This is a genomic window from Thermoanaerobaculia bacterium (genome assembly GCA_018057705.1).
Taxonomy (GTDB): domain Bacteria; phylum Acidobacteriota; class Thermoanaerobaculia; order Multivoradales; family JAGPDF01; genus JAGPDF01.
Window position 1 is genome coordinate 26,007 of sequence record JAGPDF010000019.1, and the last position, 19,356, is coordinate 45,362.

Below are 19,356 nucleotides of genomic sequence, written 5' to 3' on the forward strand. Positions count from 1 at the left end.
GACACTGCGCCGCCCAGGCGCGAATCCCCCCCTCGGCGCGGCCCGGGCCCCGCCGAGGGACCGTGCCGACTACTTCTTGACGCGCTTCACCACGATCTCCATCATCTTCCACTCCTTGCCGTCGTCGCCCTTCTCCCACATCTCCATCCGCTCGTCGTCGGGGGAGGGCCAGGAGACGATCTGCCGGTTCTGCCGGCTCTTGCCGCTCATCGGATCGACGTAGGTTCCGGTGAAGGTGCAGCCCTTCTTCAGGTCGGCGTCGCAGGTACCCGTCGTCGTCATCAGACCCGTGCTGAAGTTGTCGGCCCAGGTCCCCCACCACTTGCCGTCCACGTTGTTGAAGCCGGTCATCCCCGTGCCTTCGAACGGCATTCCCATCATGGTGCCGCTCCAGCTGTCGAGGAGCACCCGGCCGCCGAGCCCCATCTTGCGCTCGGCGCGCACCTGGCTGACCTGAGGCGGCGTGGTCGGCGCATCCCACATGGTCGAGGTGCCCTCCCAGGTGCCCGTCTTCCCGGCCAGGTCCTGATGCGCCTTGCCCGGCGTCATCGCCTTCATCCAGGCCTCCATCTGCGCCTTCTGCTCGGGGGTCATCGGCTGTTCGCCCGGCGCCTGCGCCAGCGCGGACGCCGCCATCGCGACAGCCACCACGACGACCAGCGTTCGCATCCACCTGCCACTTCCGATTCGGCTCTTCATCGCCTCTCTCCTCTCGGGAACCCTGTTGGACCGTCCTGACTTTGATATCTTAGCCGCGGCGGGCGAGACGGTTGCACTCACATCCCCTGCCACCCAATCGATGACCGAACCCCGCAACGCCCCGCGCCTCGCCCTGACCTTCGACGACGTGCTCATCGAGCCCGGCTACTCGTCGGTGCACCCGAACGAGGTGGATCTGCGCACCCGCCTTTGCCGGCAGATCTACCTCAACATCCCGATCCTCTCCGCCGCGATGGACACCGTGACCGAGTCCCGGCTGGCCATCGCGCTCGCGCAGGAGGGCGGTCTCGGCATCATCCACAAGAACCTGTCGATCGATCTCCAGGCGGCGGAGGTCGACAAGGTGAAGCGCAGCGAAGCCGGGATGATCGTCGACCCGGTGACCATGCGCCCCGAGCAGCGGATCTCCGAGGCCCTCGAGCTCATGGCGCACTTCAAGATCTCGGGCGTGCCGGTGACCGATGCCGAGGGCCGGCTCGTGGGGATTCTGACCAACCGCGACCTGCGCTTCGAGAGCAACTTGAACCGCCGCATCTCGGACCTGATGACGCGCGAGAATCTGGTCACGGTCCCCGAGGGCACGACCCTCGAGGAGGCCAAGGCGCTCCTGCACAAGCACAAGATCGAGAAGCTCCTGGTAGTGGATCGCTCCGGCGGCCTGAAGGGCCTCATCACCGTCAAGGACATCCAGAAGATGATCGAGTATCCGGGCGCCTGCAAGGACGAGCTCGGGCGCCTGCGGGTCGGAGCCGCGGTGGGTGCCTCGGGCGAGTACCTCGAGCGCGCCGCCGCGCTGGTCGACGCCAAGGTGGACCTGCTGGTGCTCGACTCGTCCCACGCCCACAGCAAGGGCGTGCTCGACGCGGCGGCGATCCTGCGCCAGCGCTTCCCGGACGTCGCCCTGATGGTCGGCAACGTCGCCACCGCCGAGGGCACCCGCGCCGCCATCGAGCGCGGCGCCGACGCGGTGAAGATCGGCATCGGACCGGGATCGATCTGCACAACCCGCATCGTCACCGGCGCCGGCGTCCCCCAGATCACCGCCATTCAGGAGTGTTCCCGGGCCGCCGCCGAGAACGACATTCCGATCATCGCCGACGGCGGCATCAAGTTCTCGGGCGACCTGACGAAGGCGATCGCCGCCGGATCGGGAGCCCTGATGATCGGCTCGCTCTTCGCCGGCACCGAAGAGAGTCCCGGCGAGACGATCCTCTACCAGGGCCGGACCTACAAGGCCTATCGCGGCATGGGCTCGCTCTCCGCGATGGCGCGCGGCAGCGCCGACCGGTACTTCCAGGAGGGCGAAGCGAGCCTCTCGAAGCTCGTCCCGGAGGGGATCGAGGGCATGGTCCCGCACAAGGGCAGCGTCCACTCGATGCTCCCCCAGCTCACCGGCGGCATGCGTGCCGGAATGGGGCTCGCGGGTTGCGCCACGATCGACGAGCTGCGTACGCGCGCGAAATTCCTGCGCGTGACAGCGGCGGGCCTCAAGGAGAGCCACGCCCACGACGTGGTGATCACCAAAGAGGCCCCGAACTACTGGGTCGACCGCTGAGTCACTGAAGCCGCGCCGGCGATTCAGCGCCGGTTTCCACCCTCCTGCAGGCGCTTCTCGAGCTCCTTCAGCCGGAGCTCGAGCTCCTTCATCCGCTGCTCGACCTCGGCGTCGATGCGCAGCTGCGTCGCCTTGAGCTGCTCCTTGAAGTCGGGACTCTCGAGCAGGCGCCCGAGGCGCTCGAACGCCGGCCCCATCTCGGGGAACGGCGTGGCGCCCGGCGCCGCTGGCGCCGCTGGCGCCGATGGCAGCGATGGCAGCGATGGCGGGAAGATCCAGCGGCCGATATCGACCGCATCGCGCTCGCGGCGCTCCAGGGTCACCTCGACCTCCCGCTCCCGTCCGGCGCGAACGACCGCGAGGGCCAGTCTCTCTCCCGCCTCGCGCGAGCTCACCTCGCCCGCGAAACCCCAGCTGTCGTGCACCGGCTCGTCGCCGATCCGGGTCACGACGTCGGCCACCGCGAGGCCGGCGCGGGCCGCCGGACTTCCGGGCGCGACGCGACCCACCATGACGCCGACCTCGCGCGGCGCTCCGAAATGCTCGCGCAGCTCGGGAGTCAGGTCGACGAGCTCGACGCCGAGATAGCCGCCGGAGAGACGCGGCGCCCGCGGCGCCTGCGCTGCGCGAGGGGCACCCGGAGCAGCGAAAGGTGCAGGCGGAGCGGGCGGTGCTGTCGCCTCCCGCGGCGGGCGCGGCGGGCGAGACGCCTCGGGAGTGGGGGACGACTGCGCGCTGCCGCCGGCAGCGAGCACCAGAGCCAGCGCCCCCAGGCAGGTCGAAGCGTGCACGATCCGGAATCGCAGCGGGTTCATGAGTGACTCCTTGTCGGGGTGGAAGGTCGCTCGCCGCCGGTGGCGGCCGGTCCTGCTGCCGCCGCCGGTGCGAGATCGATGTAGAGATCGGTCGCGGCATCGCCTCCGAGGCGAATCGACGATCGCCGCCCGGCGAGGGCGCGGAGCTCCTCGAGCTCGCCCGCCAGGCGGCGATGCTCTTCGATGAGCGCGGTCCGGCGCTCGGCACGTTCGCGGACGACCTCGAGGCGCCAGGTGCCGAGGCTGGCCGCGACGACGCAGACCGCCGCCGAGAGCGACATCAGGCGCCGCCGCACGAGGCGCTGGCGCGTTGCCGCACCTGCGGCCCGCGACAACACCGTGGTTTGGAAACCGGGACCGGCGGTCGCCTGCGGCAGCTCGCGGATCGCCCGCGACAGCTTCTCGGCGTCCTCCGTCCGGCGGTCCCCTTCGGTCGGAAAGTTCACGGCGCGGCTCCTTTCCAGTAGGACTGCAGGCGAACACGCAGGCGCTCCCGGGCGCGGAAGAGCCTCGTCTTCACGGTCGCCGCGGGGAGACCGAGAAGCCCCGCGATCTCGTCGATCGGTCGCTCCTCGAGCGCCGCGAGGACGAGCGGCGCGCGGAAGGCGAGCGGCAGCTCCGCGATCGCGCGCGCGAGCTCCGACTCGGCCTCCTCGCGCAGGAGCCGCTCGCTCGCTTCGGCCTCCTCGAACGCCGCCCGCTCCCCGCCTCTGCTCTGCCAACCGAACGGACCGAGCCGGCCCGCGAACAGCGCGCGCAGCCGCACCCGCCGCCGGCGTTCGCTGCTTCTGGCCAGACGGGTTCCGATGCTGTAGAGGTAGGCCTCGAAGCGCCCCTCCTCGCGGTAGCGGCGCCGGGCCAGCCAGAGGCGGACGAACGCCTCCTGGGCGATCTCCTCGCCCCGGTCGCGGTCGCCCACGAGGCGCGCCAGATAGCGCACCAGCGGATCGCGGTGGCGCTCGACCAGAAGGCCGAACTCCTCCCAGTCCCCCGCGCGGCAAAGCGCCATCGCCCGGGCGTCGAGGTCGACCGTCGTGTCGGGCAGGGCGGCGTCGAGAGCGCTCATCATCCCTACCAACGCGCGGCGAGGAGTTTGGTTCCCGGCGGTCGCCTCAGGCCCGAGGCTGCGGCAGCCAGACCAGGCCGACCCGCACCAGCTCCACGTCGGCCTTCTTCGGCTTCAGGGTCTTTGCCGTCAACGCGAGCGTCCGCGGATCGGTGCGCTGCTCGACCTCCGCGACGGCGGCCGCGAGCTCGGCCTCGAGCTCGGCGATCCGGGCCTGGACGGCCTCGACCCCCTCTTCGGCCAGGTCGACGTCGCGCGACTCCTTCATCGACCGCGAGGCCGATCGGGCCGAAGAGGCGGCACGCGTCAGCGTCGACGTCGAGAGCTTGCGCCGGCCGAAGAGCGCGCCGGCGACGGCGCCGAAGACCGAGGCGGCGGTGGCGTACTTGTGCGCCGTGGCCTGCGACTGCTGCTCGACCACCTTGGCCTGGGCGCGCCGCATACGCTCCTCGAGCGCGGTGAACTTCGCAGCGAAGCGCGCCTTCACCTTGTCGACCTCCGCGTCGCGGCGCAGGCGAGCCTGGTCCGCCAGCCGGACCCGGAACTCCCCTTCGCTCTCGCCGGGCTTCGAGCTCAGGTCGAGCTCCTTGCTCGTGAAAAGGACCAGCTCCTCGCCGCGCGCCAGGAAGTCCTTGAACGACTTCGCCCAGCTGTCGTAGCTCTTCGGCCGGGTGGCCTCGGCCGGCAGTGGGGCGAAGCTCCCGGCCCCCGGCGGAACGGTCTCCGAGAGCCCGCTGGCCTCGATCGGCACCGCGCCCGCCCAGTCGACCATGAGGGCCTCTGCGCCAGCGATCGGCAGCGCCCGCGCCACCTCACGCGTGAAGCTCCAGCCGGCATCGGGGCTCTGGAAGTGCACCCTCCCCTGGCCGAGGATCGCGGCGCCGTAGCTCTCAGCCCTCCCGGCGGCGCCGGCGAAGAGCACCGCGATCTGCGCCGGCAGAATCGGCGCTGCGCCGGCGCCGGTCGCTTCGCTCGCCTCGACCGCTCCCGTCGCTCCCGTCGCTCTCGTCGCTGCCGTCGCACTGGCTGGCGGAACGGCGGCAGTCGCGGCCGGCCCCGCGCCGTTCCCCTTGAGCCTGCGGATCTGGTCGCGAGTGAGGGGTCCGGCGAGGTACGACATCGCCCAGCGGCTCTCGAACAGCACCGGCCTCTCTTCGTGGACGTTGTGCAGCAGGAAGCGGCGCTGACCGAGACCGGCGAGAATCCGCGACAGCTCCTGGCGGTCGATGCCGCCGGCGACCCCCTCGAGGCCGTCGAGGACACGCGCCAGGTCGCGCTCGGTCTGCAGACGACCGAGCAGCCAGGTGCCGATGTTCGACAGCGCCTTGTAGTCGAGATCGACCGGATTCTGGGTCGCGAGGACGACGCCGAGGCCGAACGCCCGCGCCTGCTTGAGGAGCGTCAGCATCGGCTTCTTCGACGGCGGATTCGCGGTCGGCGGCAGGTAGCCGAAGATCTCGTCCATGTAGAGCAGCGCGCGCAGGCTGCTCGTGCCCTGCCGGGTGCGCATCCAGGCGAGCGTCTGGTTGAGCAGCAGCGAGACGAAGAACATCCGTTCGGCGTCCGAGAGGTGGGCGATCGACAGCACGGCGATCTGCGGCCGGCCATCCGCGGTGTAGAGCAGTTGCTGCACGTCGAGCGGCGTGCCCTTGAGCCAGACCTCGAAGCCGGGCGCGGCGAGCAGCGCGTTCACGGTCATCGCCAGCTCGAAGCGCTCCTTTGCGGGGTAGAAGCTCTCGAGCGGCAGCACGCCCACCTTGTCGAGCGGCGGCTTCTGCACGTCGGCGATGAGCTGTGCGAGGTCGTAGCTCCTGCCGTCGCGCCAGGCGCGGTCGAGGAGCGACGAGACCAGGATGTGCTCGCGGCTGCGCAGCGGATCGCCGGCGATGCCGACCAGTCCCAGGAGGCTCGTCGCGGTCGACTGCACGCGGTCGCCGAAGAGCTCGGCGTCCTCCACCAGCTCGGGCGGCGGTGCGGCAAAGGTCGCGAGGATCGAGATCGGCTCGCCGGCGTTGCTGCCCGGAGTGAAGATGCGGAAGCTCGCCGCCGCCCGGAGGCGCCGGATGCGCTCGCCGTCCTGGCCCCAGGAGGCGAGCCCCTTCTTCCACTTCGCCGCCTCCGCCGCGGCGTAGGCCGGAACGTCCTGGCCCTTGCGGCGCGCCTCCTCCTCCTGCACCCAGGGCTCGAACTCGGCCGCGGAGAGGCCGGGAAAAGTCAACATCAGGTTGGTGAGATCCCCCTTGGGATCGATCACCAAAGCCGGCACGCCGTCGATCGCCGCCTCCTCGAGAAGGGCGATCCCCAGCCCGGTCTTGCCGCTCCCGGTCATACCGAGACAAACGGCATGAGTCACCAGATCGCGCGAATCGTAGAGCAGCGGCTCCTCGCGGACCTCCCCCGTCGCCGCATCGACCGGCCGGCCGAGATAGAACAGTCCGAGCTTCTCGAAATCCTGCATGCAGACCTCCCCCAGCTGGAATGAATCCTAACCGAGGCCAGGGGGACTTTCTCCGATCCTCCCCGCCGCCTCCACAAGTTCTCCATCTCTCCTCGCTAGGGTTTCGGCAACAGCAGCAGCTCTCAGCCAGGAGACCAGAATGCACAACGCGACTTCGACTCTCACCTTTCCCGAAGCGGTCCTGCGTGACGAAACGAGCGTCCTCTCCCAGATTGGCGAAGACCGAGACCTCGGTCGGACCACCCGCCAGGCGCTCTTCTGGGGGGCAGCCGCGGCGGCGCTCTTCGGGGTGACGCTGGGAACCTACGACCAGTCCTGGATCCAGGTCGCGAGCTCGGCGGTGAAGTTGCCGCTCCTGCTCTTCGGAAGCGCCGCTCTCTGCTTTCCGACATTTCACGCAGTGCAGGTCTTGCGGGCCCCAAAAGCGCTCTCTCTCGCGCAGTCTCTGGCACTCCAGGCGACCGCGCTTTCCTCGACGGCGGTGGTCTGGGCCTCGTTTTCGCTGCCGCTATTCTTCCTGATCGGAACCACCCGGCACTACAAGCTCGCCCAGCTCCTGGCGCTCGGAGTGGGAGCGGCCGGCGGGTTCGTGGGGCTGGCGCGCCTGAGGGCGGGCTATCGCAAGCTCTGTGATCCGGAGCAGAAGCGGGGCACCGCCAAGGCGCTGCTGCTCTACTTCGTGATCCATGCGGTCGTCGGCGCGCAGCTCGCGTGGGTACTCAGACCCTTCATCGGATCGCCAACTCTCGGCTTCGAGCTGTTTCGGAATCTCGACGGCAACATCTTCAAACACATCATCGGGATGATGGGAAGCTAGCCCATGATCCGGTGCCACCGCTGGTTTCTCTTCTGCGTGCTGCTGATCGGCGCTGCCTGCCTCTCTCCAGCTGAGCGGCAGGCGGCGCTCTTCGCACAGGCCGACGCGGCCGCCAAGGCAGGCGACCTGCCGCGCGCGATTGCCCAGCTCAAGACGGCAGTCGGCTACGACCCCAGCGACGTCGAAGCAGTGACGCGGTTGGCCGAAGTCCTCATTGGGGCAGACCTCGCCTGGGAGGCGAAAGTGCTGCTCGATCGATTCCCCGCCGACGCGAAACGGGACGACCGGTTTCTCAACCTCAAGGCCCGCCTCTTGATCCGCTTCGGGCGCCTGGCGGAGGCCCTGCCGATTCTATTGGCGCTGGACGCGCGCGGCGGCGCGGATCCCACGACCGTAGAGGCAGCCGTCGAGGCCTGGGTCGCCAGGAAGGCAGAGCCCGCCGAATTCCCAGACCTGCCGGGCGCCTGGCGACTCGCCCTGGTCGGCGAGTGTCTCGAGGGTCAGGACCCCGATCTCGCCGCCCAGTGGTTGCGAACCGTTCCAGGAGACTCCAGTCAGGAAGAGAAACTGTCCGAGAGGGTACTGGCGGCGGTTCTCCAGTCGGACGACTCGGACCTCTCCGACAGCGTGGTTGCCCTCGCCGGGATTGGAGACACCGCGAACAAGGCCCTGACCCTGCGTCGCCACCTGGCCTCGAGGAAGAACTGGTCGGAGCTCCACCGCGTCGAGGAGCGATTTCTGGCCGACTACCCCGGCCATTCAGCCTGGAGCGAGGTGGCGCTCGCGAAGGCGTGGCGTTCGCTTCGCGCTGGCGATCCTCAGGCAGCTGAGCGGTTGGCAGCAAAGGTCGCGGCTCTCGATCCGGAGAGCGTCGAGCCGCTCGTCGTGCGCGGTCTGGCACTCCGGGAACGCGGGCGCGAAGGCGAGGCTCGCAAGGCGCTCGAATTGGCGCTAGCGTTGGACCCGACCAACGTCACCGCTCGCCGGGCGCTGTTGGGTCAGGAGCAGGAGCCGGGTGCGATTCGACTCGATCTGAATCTCCGAGGAGCGAACCTCGAAAACCGATGAAACTCCATCTGAGATCGAGCGCGGCTCGAACCTGGGTGCTGGTGGGCATCTACGTCGCCGTCCTCTTCGCATCCGTACCGTTCGCGCGTGACATCGTCGTGGGGCTGCGCGAGCAGCATCTCCTCGGCACGTCGGTGACGCTTCTCTACTTCGCCGCGGTGGTCGGGCTCGTCTATCACGTCGTCTTCGACGTCAGGCTATCGGATCGAATCGCCTTCCTGGCGCTGGTTCTCCTGGCGCTGGTGACCGGGAGCCTCGTCCTCGGCCTCGCAGTGCCCGAAGAGCGTATCCATTTTCTTCAGTACGGCCTCCTGGCTCTCCTCTGCCGCAGAGCGTTGGCTTGGCATTTCGAGCCGCGCGGCCAGGTTCTCGGCGCCGTGGCCCTGGCGTCCGTAGCCGGAGTCCTGGACGAAGTGCTGCAGGGCGTCACGCCGGACCGGGTCTGCGATGCACGGGACATGATGATCAACTCGGTGGCGGCTTTCCTCGCGATCGTCGCCGAGGAGGCGTTGCACAACCGGCTGGGTTGGTTGCCAGGAAAGGAGGGGGATGAACCGAATCCTGGTGATTGACGACGAGCCCGCCGTGGTCGACGTGGTGGTCTTCGCGTTGAAGAAGGCGGGCTTCTTGGTCCAGGTGGCGGGAACGCTCGCCGCGGCGAGGCGCCTCCTCGACGCCCGGTCCGTCGACCTCCTGGTGCTCGACCTCGGTCTCCCGGACGGCGACGGGATGGAGTTTTGCCGCCGGGTCCGCGCCGGGTCCGCCGGGTCCGCCGGGTCCGATATTCCCGTGCTGATTCTCACCTGCCGGGACGACGAGGTGGATCGGGTGATCGGTCTCGAGAGCGGGGCCGACGACTACGTGGTCAAGCCGTTCTCGCCCCGGGAGCTGGTCGCGAGGGTACGAGCCATCCTGCGCCGATCTGTCCACCCGGAACCGGAGAGGGGTGCGCCTGCCGTCATGCATGGCGCCGTGCGCGTCGACCCCGGACCCCATCTGGCCACGTTGCGCGACGTCGCCGTACCGCTGACGCGCATCGAGTTCGACCTCCTTTATCTCCTCTTCAAGGTCCCCCATCGCGTCTACTCACGCGACGAACTGGTCGAACGCGTCTATCGCGGCGAGGCGCTGGTTTCGGACCGGACGATCGATTCGCATGTGAAGGGCGTGCGGCGGAAGTTCCAGTTGGTCGATGTTGCGGCGGATCCGATAGAAACGGTGTTCGGGGTTGGCTATCGAGCCCGGGGAATCGAGTGACCACGGCCCGACGGCCCCCGGTGCCCGCGCAGGCGCGCCGCCCGATCAGCCGCCGCTTGATGGCGGCGCTCTTCCTGTTGATGATCCTGCCCACGGGGGGCTGGTATTTCATCGCCGAATTCACCTCGGGCGAACGCTGGGAGTCGCTGCCAGCAGCAGGGCAAGCCACGTTGATGGAAGCCCAGCGCGAGGTCCGGTTCAAGTTGGCGCTGACCCTGGTCGCTAGCCTCTTGGTGTTGGCGGGGACGGTGGCCTATCTCCGCAGGACGGTCGTCGATCCGCTCGCCAACCTGGCGCGTCGGGCTCGCACGGCCGGACGAACCCCCTGGGAGATTCCGCTCGAGCGCGATCGCCCGGACGAGATCGGCGACCTGGCGCGGGCGCTCGATAACGGCGTGCAGACGCTCGAACACAAGGCGCAGGAAGCGGCCCGGTTCTCGGTCAACCTCAGTCACGAGCTCAGGACTCCGCTGGCCGCCATCCGTGGAGCCGCTGAAATCCTCTCGGACAGACAGTTGAGCGAGGAGGACCGGGCACGATTCGTCGACAACATCGTCACCGAGTCCGAACGGCTCGAACGCCTGGTCGCCGGAATTCTCGAGCTGTCCCGGATGGAAGGTGGCCGACCGCAGCCGGCGAGCGAGGTTGTGGACCTGGTGGCCGTGGCGCGTTCTGTCTTGAACTCCGCACAGCCCCTCCTACAGCGGAAAGGCCTGCGCGTGATCGGTCCCGCGTCGATGGATCGGGCGCTCGTTTCGGGTGATGGCGACCGCGTGCATCGGATCCTCTTCGGCCTGCTCGAGAACGCGATCCGGTTCTCTCCCCAAGGGGCAGAGATCCGGGTGGAGATCCTTCAGGGGAAGCAGGACTTCCGACTCGTCGTCGAGGATGAGGGCCCAGGTGTCCCGCTCGAGATTCGAGAGACCATTTTCGAGCGCCAGTTCACCACCCAGCACGATGGCGGATCGGCCTCCCGCGGAACCGGGCTGGGTTTGGCCATTGTCCGGGGCCTGGTCTCCGCCTCCAACGGCCGCGTCTGGGTCGAAGCCTCGACGGCCAGGGGGGCCCGATTCGTACTCGCCTTCCAGGCCGCGCCCGCCCCGCTGCCTCCCCGCTCTTAGGAAGCTCTCCTCAGCGGGCGAGGTCCCGTCCTCAGACCCAGGCCCGGGGATCGAGGTCGTAGGGCAGAGGGGTGAGGTTCTCGGGCGCCTCGTCCAGGTGGACGAGGTCTTCGAGGCGGATGCCGAAGCCGGTGGCCGGGTCGGGGTCGTAGAGGCCGGGCTCGAGGGTCAGAACGTCGCCGATCTCGAGCCGGCCCTCCTCTTCGGCGTGGCGTTTGAAGCTCGGAGACTCGTGGAGCTCGAAGCCGACGCCGTGTCCGAGGCCGTGGACATAGCCCTGGAGCGTCCCGGGCTCGGAGAGCGGGGTCGCGTAGCCCCTGGCGGTGAACGCCTCGCAGACGGCCACCTGGAGATCCCACCCGCGTGCTCCGGGCCGGGCCGCAGCGTGCGCCTGCTGCAGGGCTTCGTGCACCGCCGCGAACGCCGCCGCGACTCGCGGCGGCGGTTCGCCGAAGCAGAAGGTGCGCGTGCAGTCGGCGAACAGGCCGCCGCGCGGGAAGAGATCGACAACCAGCGTCTCGCCGTCCCGCAGGACCCGCTCCGGACTTCCCGAGCTGTGGGGCACGCCGCCCTCGCCGCCCGGCGCCACGATATTGCCGCGCGGCTGCTCGAGGCCGGCGGCGGCGAAGACGGCAGCGATCCCGGCCTTGAGGCGCCCGACCGAAAGCGCCTCGCCCTCGCGCCAAAGCTCGCGATCGCGGACCGTCGCACCGGCGAGGCAACCGGCCACCCAGCGGATGGCCTCACAGGTGACGCCGGCGACCCGGCGGATCTCTGCGAGCTCGCCTGCGGTCTTTCTCTTGCGGATGGCGAGCAGGCCCGCGCTCGCCGAGACGAAGCTCCAGCCCTCGCTGCCGAGCCGCTCGAGAACTTCGTGTGCCAGTCCGAACGGCAGCCGGCCGGCGAGTGCGATCCGCCCCGGCGCGACGCCGGAGCGCTGCAGGGCCTGGGCGAGCAGATTGGCGTGGAAGGCCCCGGGCTGCGGGCTGTCGCGCGACCAGCGCGCGACATCGAGGTCGTCCGGCGAGAGCAGCTCGAGGCCGGTGGCGGCGGCTTCGTCGCGCTCCATCGGCGTCAGGTAGCCCAGGCGGGGCGACCGTCCAGTCCCCGCCGGCACCACGACGAGCGCCTCCCCGAGCTTCGCTGGATGAACGAAAAAAGACCGTTCGGGATCGTCGCCGGCCGCCGAGAGCAGCACCAAAGCCCTGGCCTCGAGCGCTCCGAGGAGCGCCTGGAAGCCGGCGTTGCGACGATCCCGGTCGCCGTTCAAGTCAAACGGTCAGATGTGTTCGGCGACGAGGTTCTTGAACATCGCCTTCGGCATCGCGCCGGCGGCACGCTCGACGACCTCCCCGTTCTTGAACAGCAGGAAGGCGGGGATGCTCGAGATCCGGAACTGCATGGCGAGCTCCTGATTCTCGTCGACGTTGACCTTGGCGATCTGGAGTTTGCCGTCGAGCTCGTCAGCGAGCTCGTCGAGCAGAGGCGCCACCATCCGGCACGGGCCGCACCAGCTGGCCCAGAAATCGATCAGAACCGGCTTGGTGGACTGGAGGACGGCGGACTGGAAGTTCTTCTGGTCGACCGTCACGATCTTGCTGCTGGCCATTGCTTTGGTCCCTTTCTGTTGAAAAACACGGATCTGGCGAGTTTCTGCGCGATCTCAGATCGCCGAACCTCGTCCGGTGCTCCCATGAGAACGCCGGAGGAGGGCAAAGTATTCTCGGCTGAGGGAAACGTCCCGTCCGATCTGGGCCGAAAGCTCGGTTACCGAGGCAAAGAGCATCTCATCCCGCAGCCGCTTGCGGAAGAAGAGCTCGATCCGGGCGCCGTAGACGTCGCGGTCGAAGTCCAGGATATGGCTTTCGACGACCCGCCGGCGGCTGCCGTCCACCGTCGGCCGGCGGCCCAGGTTGGTCACCGAGTCGAAGGTTCCGGCCGGCTCTTCGCTCCCCAGGAAGCGGACTCCTGTGACGTAAACCCCTTCCAGCGGAAGGAGTTCGCCTTCGGGCGCCAGGTTCACCGTCGGCCAGCCGAGGCGCCGCCCCAGGCGGTCCCCTTCGACGATCCGGCCCGTCAGGCTGTAGGGGCGCCCCAGGAGCTCGGCCGCCACTTCGACCTCCCCCTCGGCGAGTGCCCGCCGGATCCGGGTGGACGAGACCGGATGGCCGTCGGCGCGCTCCTCCTCCAGCCCGTGGACGGCGAACCCGAGCTCCGCGCCGAGCCGGGCGAGGAGGGCGAGGTCGCCCTCGCGGTCCTTGCCGAAGGCGAACTGGCGGCCGACGTAGAGCTCGCGGACGCCCAGCCGACCGGCCAGGAACTCGCGGACGAACGATTCGGCCCGCGTCGCGGCGAACTCTGCGGTGAAGGGAATGACCGCCATGAGGTCGACCCCGGCCGCCGCCAGGAGCTGGACCTTCTGCTCGCGGGTGAGAAGCGTCGCGGGCGCCAGATGGGGGGCGAGAACGGTGAGGGGGTGGGGCTCGAAGGTCACCAGAACAGCCGGCAGCCCGAGAGCCCGGGCGCGGGCCACGACGCGATCGAGCACGGCGCGCTGCCCGCGATGGATGCCGTCGTAGTTGCCGACGGTGACCACCGCCGGAGAGGGCAGATCGCAGGGACCGAACGCGTCAGCGACAACCTGCATCGGGCTCAGGCCACCGATGCCGCGATCTCGACTCCGGGGGTATCCACCGGACCGACGATCCGGCCGACCAGGTCGCTGGCGAAAGCGTCGGTGATCTCGACCCGGGCGAAAGTCCCGGCCGGAGCCGAGCCGTCGTTGATCAGCAGCCGGCCGTCGATCTCCGGTGCCATGCCGTGGTGACGCCCTTCGAGGAGGTGCTCGGTCTCCGGCGAGACCCCCTCCACCAGCACGTCGAAGGTCCGGCCGACGAGCGCCTTGCGGCGCGCGAGCGCGATCGGCTTCTGTGCCGCGAGCAGCCGCCGGTGGCGGCGCCGGGCGACGGCGGCGGGCACAGGATCGGCCAGTTCCGCCGCCGGCGTCCCGGGCTCGGCGCTGTAGACGAACGCCCCGAGGTGGTCGAACCGGCTGCGCTTCACGAAGTCGAGCAGGTGATCGAAATGCTCGTCGGTTTCGCCCGGGAAGCCGACGATGAAGGTGGTGCGCAGGAAGATGTCCGGCGCGAGCTCGCGGGCGCGCTCGAGGAGCCGCGTGTAGCGCTCGGCGCTGCCACCCCGGCGCATCGCCTTGAGCATGTCGGGATGGCTGTGCTGGAGCGGCATGTCGACGTACGACACCAGCCGCTCCTCCTCCCCCATCAGCTTGAGCAGCTGCTCGTCGAGGGTCGTCGGATAGGCGTAGAGGAAGCGGATCCACTTGAAGCCGGTCGAAGCGAGCAGCGCCTCTGCCAGGCGCGTGAGCCCGTGTTTGCCGTAGTCGAGGTCCTCGCCGTAGCGCGTCGTGTCCTGGGCGATCAGGCAGAGCTCGCCGACCCCGCGCGCCTCGAGCCCGCGGGCCTCCTCGACCAGGCTCTCCACGGAACGGCTGCGAAAGCGGCCGCGCCAGAGCGGGATCGCGCAAAAGGTGCAGGGGTTGTTGCAGCCCTCGGCCACCTTGAGATAGGCGTAGCCGCGCGTCGTCAGCAGGCGCGGCGCGGTGTGGTCGAAGACCATGTGAGAGGGCGACGGCGGCGGCGCCGCGCCGCCGAGGTTGACGACCCTCTCGACGTCGAGCAGCGAGTCGAGCGAGATGAAGCCGTCGATCTCGGGGATATCGCGCGCGAGCTCCTGGCCGAAGCGGTTGACCATGCACCCGGCCACCAGGAGCTTCGAAACCCCCTTGCCCTTGCGCGCCGCCACTTCGAGGATGGCGTCGATCGACTCACGCTTGGCCTCGTCGATGAAGGCGCAGGTGTTGACGATGACCGTCTCGGCGCCCTCCATGTCGGGAGTGATCGCATGCCCGCGCCGCGCCAGCTCGCCGAGCAGGATCTCGCTGTCGACGCGATTCTTGGCGCAGCCGAGACTGATCAGACCGACGCTGGAGGGGTTCCTGGGGGTCGCCACAATCGAGCCAGTCTAGCAAACGGCGCTTCGGCCGGCTGCGGCAGAGACCGCGGCAGGGCGCGCGTGCGCCGGCTTGCAGTGGCGGGCGGCCGGTGGCGGCCGGTCAGCGCACGAGTTGCGGGGTGGGCGACGAGGTGAGCGCCATGCGTTTCAGGAGCCAGGTCACCAGGCGCTCGGGCGGGGCGAGCCGGCTCATGCCGAACTCGGTCGGCAGGCGCGGCGGCTCCATCAGGTTCAGGGCGCGGAAGACGGCATAGGTGAAGTTCTGCTGCACGCTGTCCTGGCGGCGGTCGGCGAACATCGCCCGCAACGAGTCGAGCTGCTCGCCGAGGAGCGATTCGATCCCGGCGAGATCCGGCTCCGGCAGCGCGGCGCGCTTCGGTGCCGTGAGGCGCGCGGCGGCCCGCCGGTCGATGCCCAGCATCGAAGAGCGCAGCGCCTCGAGCTCCGCCAGGACCGGATCGACGGTAGCCGGCCGGAGGCGCTCGGGCTCGCCATCGAGCAGCAGCGGCATGCCGGAGCAGTTCGCGCGGTGGATGCGAGGATCCTGGACGACCCAGCCGAGCTGGGTCATATCCAGGCCGGAAGAGACGTTCTCGGCGATATTGCGCACGAACGGGTCGATCGCTGAGCGCCCGCTCTCCTCGACGCCGTTGAACATGTTGAGGATGTAGTGGATCCGGAAGTCGCTGATCACCCAGTCGAGGACGCGCAGCAGCGGCTGGTCGCCGAAGAGCTCCTTGAGCTCTCGCATCACGCCGTCGAGGTTCTGCACCCGGTCGTCGTAGACGTCCTCGGCCTGGTCGAGCAGGTCGTGAATGAGCTCGCGACCGTCGGAGAGCCCGGGCAAGCGATAGACCTCCGAACCGTCGGCGAAGATCAGCCGCAGGGTGCGGAAGAGGATCGCCTTGACGATGTCGGAAGCGGCGAGCGTCGCTTGCGGCAGGTTGGGCGTGACCACCAGCATCCCGGAGTTCGTGTACGGCAGGAAGTCGAGCACGTTGGCGTCGAGACCGGCGCGCAGGTCGAGCACGACGTAGTCGGCCGGCAGCAGGTTGATCGCCTCGGAGAGGCGGCGGCGAAAGTCGGCGCTCGGGTTGCCCAGGTCCTCGATGAAGTGGCGGGGCGCCGCGACGAAACCGAAATGGCGGAACTGCCCTGTCCGGTCGAACGAGGCGTCGAGCCGTGTGATGCAGTCGGCGAGCGCCGCGCCCTTGCGGTGGAAGTGGTAGAGATCCCTTGTGACCGGAGCGGCGAGCGAGCTCCGCACCGACGAGGTGCCGGTATCGAGATCGACCAGAACCGTGGGTGCGAACCGCGAAAGTGCCAGCGCGAAGTTGACCGCGAAGGTCGTCTTGCCGACGCCGCCCTTGCCGGATGCGACAGGTATGATTCGCTTGGGCACGGTAGATGAGCTTATCTCCCGCCGCCGAAACCGGCCAGAGCGCGACTTTTCCGACTGGCAAAGAGGGATGAAAACGATGACCCGATGCCTCTGCGTCACCGCCGCCCTGCTGCTCTGCGCCACTTCGATCTCCGCCCGTGCGGCGCTCGGCCCTGCCGTCGAGACCAGCCAGGGCAACCCGGGGACCCCGGCGACCCCGGCGCCCCCGCCGACCCCGCCGACCCCGCCGCCCCCCGCCGGCTCCCCGGCTGACCCGCACTCCTTCGGCCGCCCGGCCGAGGTCGCCGTCCGCCACCTGGCGCTCGATCTCACGGTCGACTTCGAGAGTCGGCGCCTGACCGGCAGCGCCACCCTCGACCTGGAGCGCCGCGACCCCGCCGCCCGGACCCTCCGTCTGGACACCCGCGACCTCGAGATCGCGGCGGTCTATCTCGACGGCAACCCCGCCCCGGCCGCGTTCACCCTGGCGAAAGCGGTGCCGATCTTCGGCCAGGAGCTCGCGATCGCGCTCGATCCGGAGACCCGATCGGTGCGCATCGACTATCGCACCCGGCCGGAGGCCGGTGCCCTGCAGTGGCTCGCGCCCGAGCAGACCGGCGGCGGCAAGAGCCCCTTCCTCTTCACCCAGTCGCAGGCGATCCTCGCCCGCACCTGGGTCCCCTGCCAGGACAGTCCGGGGGTCCGGATGACCTACAGCGCCACGATCCGGGTGCCGAAAGAGCTCCTGGCGGTGATGTCGGCGACCAACCCGACCGGCCGCAACTCGAGCGGTGTCTATCGGTTCGAGATGACACACCCGATTCCGTCCTACCTTCTCGCCCTGGCGGTCGGCGACCTGGAATTTCGCCCCCTGGGCGAGCGCTCCGGCGTCTACGCTGAGCCTTCGGTCGTCGGCAAAGCCGCCTGGGAGTTCGCCGACACGGAGAAGATGATCGCCGCGGCCGAGAAGCTCTACGGCCCCTACCGCTGGGAGCGCTACGACCTGCTCGTCCTGCCGCCTAGCTTCCCGTTCGGCGGCATGGAGAATCCGCGCCTGACGTTCGCAACGCCCACGATCCTCGCCGGCGACCGTTCCCTGGTCGCCCTCGTGGCGCACGAGCTCGCCCACTCCTGGTCCGGGAACCTGGTGACCAACGCCACCTGGAACGACTTCTGGCTCAACGAGGGTTTCACGGTCTATTTCGAGAGCCGGATCATGGAAGCGGTCTACGGCCGCGACTACTCGGAGATGCAGGCGCAGCTGTCGAAGCGGGAGCTCGAGGCGGCACTCGGCGAGACCGGCGCCGGCAGCCGCGAGACCTGGCTCTACGGCGACCTCGCCGGCCGCGACCCGGACGATGCGCCGGGGGCGATCGTCTACGACAAGGGCTACTTCTTCCTGCGGCACCTCGAGGAAACGGTCGGCCGCGAGACGTGGGACCGCTTCCTCCACGACTACTTCACCGCTCACGCCTTCCAGTCGATGACCACCGCCGGTTTCGTCACCGAGCTCGAGAAGAAGCTCCTCGACTCGAACCCGGCCATCGCGGCGAAGGCCGACGTGCAGGCGTGGGTCTACGGTCCAGGGCTGCCGGCGAGCATCGCCGATCCGAAGTCGCCGGCCTTCGGCAAGGTGGACACCGAGCTTGCCCGCCTGGCCGCCGGAACGCCCCCGGGCGAGCTCGCGACCACCGGCTGGGTTACCCAGCAGTGGCAGCATTTCCTGCGCAACCTGCCCGCACCCTCACCGGTCGCGACGCACCGCCTCGCGGCGCTCGACGCCGCTTTCCATTTCACCGAATCGGGCAACGCCGAGATTCTCTTCGACTGGTTCCAACGCGCGATCGCCGCCGAGTACAAGCCGGCCTATCCGGCCCTCGAGCGCTTCCTGCTCTCGGTCGGCCGGCGGAAGTTCATCGGCCCGCTCTACGCCTCTCTGGCGAAGACTCCGAATGGGCTCGCCTTCGCGCGCGACGTCTACACCCGGGCCCGCCCCGGCTACCATCCGCTCGCCCAGCTGTCGCTCGACGGGTTGCTGGCCCCGCTGGCTCCGACGCAGACGCCGCAGTCGAAAAGCTAGACCGCCGGCGGCACGGTCAGCAGCACCTTGCCCAGCGGGCGCTCGTGTTCGAGGTGGGCGTAGGCTCGTGCCGCTTCGGCGAGCGGGAAGAGACGGTCGACGACCGGGCGCAGGCGGCCGTCGGCGAGGCGCGGCAGGCCGAACTCCGCGAAGCCGCGGACGAGCGCGGATTTCTCCGCCACGGGTCGCGCGCGCAGGACCGAGCCGACGATCCGCAGCCGGCGTTTCAGGATAACGCTCAGGTCGAGCTCGACCTTCCGCCCCGCGGTGAGACCGACGAGAACCAGGCGGCCGCGCTCGGCCATGCAGTCGAGAGTCGGTGGCAGCCACTCCCCCGCCACCAGATCGAGCACGAGATCGACGCCGCTGCCGCCGGTCGCCGCGCGCACCCGCTTCGGGTAGTCGGCATCGAACGGTACGAGATGCTCGACGCCGAAGTCGCGCAGGCGTTCGAGGCGTTCCGCCGAGCGCGCGGCGGCAACGACCTTGCCGCCGAGCGCGCGGATCAGCTGGACTGCGAACGTGCCGATCCCCGAGGTCGCGCCGGTGACCAGCACGGTCTCGCCAGCCCGCAGCTCGCCTTCGACGACCAGATTCGTCCAGGCGGTAAGAGCGGCTTCGGGAATCGCCGCTGCCTCTTCGAGCGTGAGGTTCGTCGGCACCGGCAGGAGCTGCCCGGCCGGCACCGCGACCCACTCGCCCTGGCCGCCACCCGCGAGGAGAGCCATGACGCGATCGCCGATGCGGAAGCCCTCCACCCCGTCACCGAGGCGGTCGACGACGCCGGCGCACTCGAGTCCCGGGATGGAGCTCGCCCCTGGGGGCGGCGGATACTGCCCGCGCATCTGCAGGAGGTCGGCGCGGTTCAGTCCGGCCGCCGCGACGCGAAGTCGCACCTCGCCGGGCCCGGGCTCGGGCGCCGGCACCTCCCCGACTGCGATCGCGCCGGAGATCTCGAGCCGCCAGGGGAGAACCGCCAGCATGGC

18 protein-coding genes are annotated in these 19,356 nt (G+C 69.5%); 7 read left to right on the top strand and 11 right to left on the bottom strand.

Annotated features, from left to right (window positions below; translation table 11 throughout):
* Positions 1-69: 69 nt before the first annotated feature.
* Positions 70-699, bottom strand: coding sequence for a DUF1579 family protein (locus KBI44_08430; protein MBP9144495.1), 630 nt, complete (start codon positions 697-699; stop codon positions 70-72).
* Positions 700-799: 100 nt separating this feature from the next.
* Here KBI44_08430 and guaB point away from each other — a divergent pair, with 100 nt between their 5' ends.
* Positions 800-2,275 (top strand): IMP dehydrogenase, encoded by a 1,476-nt coding sequence (gene guaB, locus KBI44_08435; GenBank protein MBP9144496.1) that lies wholly within the window; start codon positions 800-802, stop codon positions 2,273-2,275.
* A gap of 23 nt (positions 2,276-2,298) precedes the next feature.
* On the opposite strand, the gene KBI44_08440 is transcribed toward guaB, so the two are convergent.
* The 4 genes from KBI44_08440 to KBI44_08455 are packed head-to-tail and all read right to left on the bottom strand — an operon-like array spanning position 2,299 to position 6,614.
* Positions 2,299-3,090 (bottom strand): PDZ domain-containing protein, encoded by a 792-nt coding sequence (locus KBI44_08440; GenBank protein MBP9144497.1) that lies wholly within the window; start codon positions 3,088-3,090, stop codon positions 2,299-2,301.
* Complete coding sequence (locus KBI44_08445; protein MBP9144498.1) at positions 3,087-3,536, bottom strand: hypothetical protein; 450 nt, start codon at positions 3,534-3,536, stop codon at positions 3,087-3,089. Before KBI44_08445 ends, KBI44_08440 begins: the two co-directional genes overlap by 4 nt.
* Positions 3,533-4,156 (bottom strand): sigma-70 family RNA polymerase sigma factor, encoded by a 624-nt coding sequence (locus KBI44_08450; protein ID MBP9144499.1) that lies wholly within the window; start codon positions 4,154-4,156, stop codon positions 3,533-3,535. The genes KBI44_08445 and KBI44_08450 overlap by 4 nt, the downstream gene beginning before the upstream one ends.
* A gap of 46 nt (positions 4,157-4,202) precedes the next feature.
* Positions 4,203-6,614: an ATP-binding protein gene (locus tag KBI44_08455; GenBank protein MBP9144500.1), complete on the bottom strand. Its 2,412-nt coding sequence runs from the start codon at positions 6,612-6,614 to the stop codon at positions 4,203-4,205.
* Positions 6,615-6,753: 139 nt separating this feature from the next.
* On the opposite strand from KBI44_08455, the gene KBI44_08460 reads away from it, so the two are divergent.
* From KBI44_08460 to KBI44_08480, 5 genes are read left to right on the top strand one after another with little or no spacing between them, the layout of a single operon-like run.
* On the top strand, positions 6,754-7,431 hold the full coding sequence (locus KBI44_08460) for a hypothetical protein (GenBank protein MBP9144501.1): 678 nt from the start codon (positions 6,754-6,756) through the stop codon (positions 7,429-7,431).
* Positions 7,432-7,434: 3 nt separating this feature from the next.
* Positions 7,435-8,499: a tetratricopeptide repeat protein gene (locus KBI44_08465; protein ID MBP9144502.1), complete on the top strand. Its 1,065-nt coding sequence runs from the start codon at positions 7,435-7,437 to the stop codon at positions 8,497-8,499.
* Positions 8,496-9,071: a VanZ family protein gene (locus KBI44_08470; protein ID MBP9144503.1), complete on the top strand. Its 576-nt coding sequence runs from the start codon at positions 8,496-8,498 to the stop codon at positions 9,069-9,071. Before KBI44_08465 ends, KBI44_08470 begins: the two co-directional genes overlap by 4 nt.
* A complete protein-coding gene (locus tag KBI44_08475) occupies positions 9,049-9,756 on the top strand; it encodes a response regulator transcription factor (GenBank protein ID MBP9144504.1) in 708 nt (235 codons plus the stop codon). Before KBI44_08470 ends, KBI44_08475 begins: the two co-directional genes overlap by 23 nt.
* Positions 9,753-10,877, top strand: a complete 1,125-nt coding sequence (locus KBI44_08480; protein MBP9144505.1) for a HAMP domain-containing protein — start codon at positions 9,753-9,755, stop codon at positions 10,875-10,877. The genes KBI44_08475 and KBI44_08480 overlap by 4 nt, the downstream gene beginning before the upstream one ends.
* 31 nt (positions 10,878-10,908) lie before the next feature.
* On the opposite strand, the gene KBI44_08485 is transcribed toward KBI44_08480, so the two are convergent.
* The 5 genes from KBI44_08485 to KBI44_08505 form a co-directional block, all read right to left on the bottom strand.
* On the bottom strand, positions 10,909-12,147 hold the full coding sequence (locus tag KBI44_08485; protein MBP9144506.1) for an aminopeptidase P family protein: 1,239 nt from the start codon (positions 12,145-12,147) through the stop codon (positions 10,909-10,911).
* A 9-nt stretch (positions 12,148-12,156) separates the two neighbouring features.
* A complete protein-coding gene (gene trxA, locus KBI44_08490; protein ID MBP9144507.1) occupies positions 12,157-12,486 on the bottom strand; it encodes a thioredoxin in 330 nt (109 codons plus the stop codon).
* Positions 12,487-12,540: 54 nt separating this feature from the next.
* Entirely contained in the window at positions 12,541-13,524 is a 984-nt protein-coding gene (locus KBI44_08495) for a bifunctional riboflavin kinase/FAD synthetase (protein MBP9144508.1), read from the bottom strand.
* A 5-nt stretch (positions 13,525-13,529) separates the two neighbouring features.
* Complete coding sequence (rimO, locus tag KBI44_08500; protein ID MBP9144509.1) at positions 13,530-14,906, bottom strand: 30S ribosomal protein S12 methylthiotransferase RimO; 1,377 nt, start codon at positions 14,904-14,906, stop codon at positions 13,530-13,532.
* Between the two features lie 103 nt (positions 14,907-15,009).
* A complete protein-coding gene (locus KBI44_08505; protein ID MBP9144510.1) occupies positions 15,010-16,311 on the bottom strand; it encodes a P-loop NTPase in 1,302 nt (433 codons plus the stop codon).
* A gap of 76 nt (positions 16,312-16,387) precedes the next feature.
* On the opposite strand from KBI44_08505, the gene KBI44_08510 reads away from it, so the two are divergent.
* Positions 16,388-18,370, top strand: a complete 1,983-nt coding sequence (locus tag KBI44_08510) for a M1 family metallopeptidase (protein ID MBP9144511.1) — start codon at positions 16,388-16,390, stop codon at positions 18,368-18,370.
* Here KBI44_08510 and KBI44_08515 read toward each other — a convergent pair.
* Complete coding sequence (locus KBI44_08515) at positions 18,367-19,353, bottom strand: NAD(P)H-quinone oxidoreductase (protein ID MBP9144512.1); 987 nt, start codon at positions 19,351-19,353, stop codon at positions 18,367-18,369. The genes KBI44_08510 and KBI44_08515 overlap by 4 nt on opposite strands.
* Between the last annotated feature and the right edge of the window lie 3 nt (positions 19,354-19,356).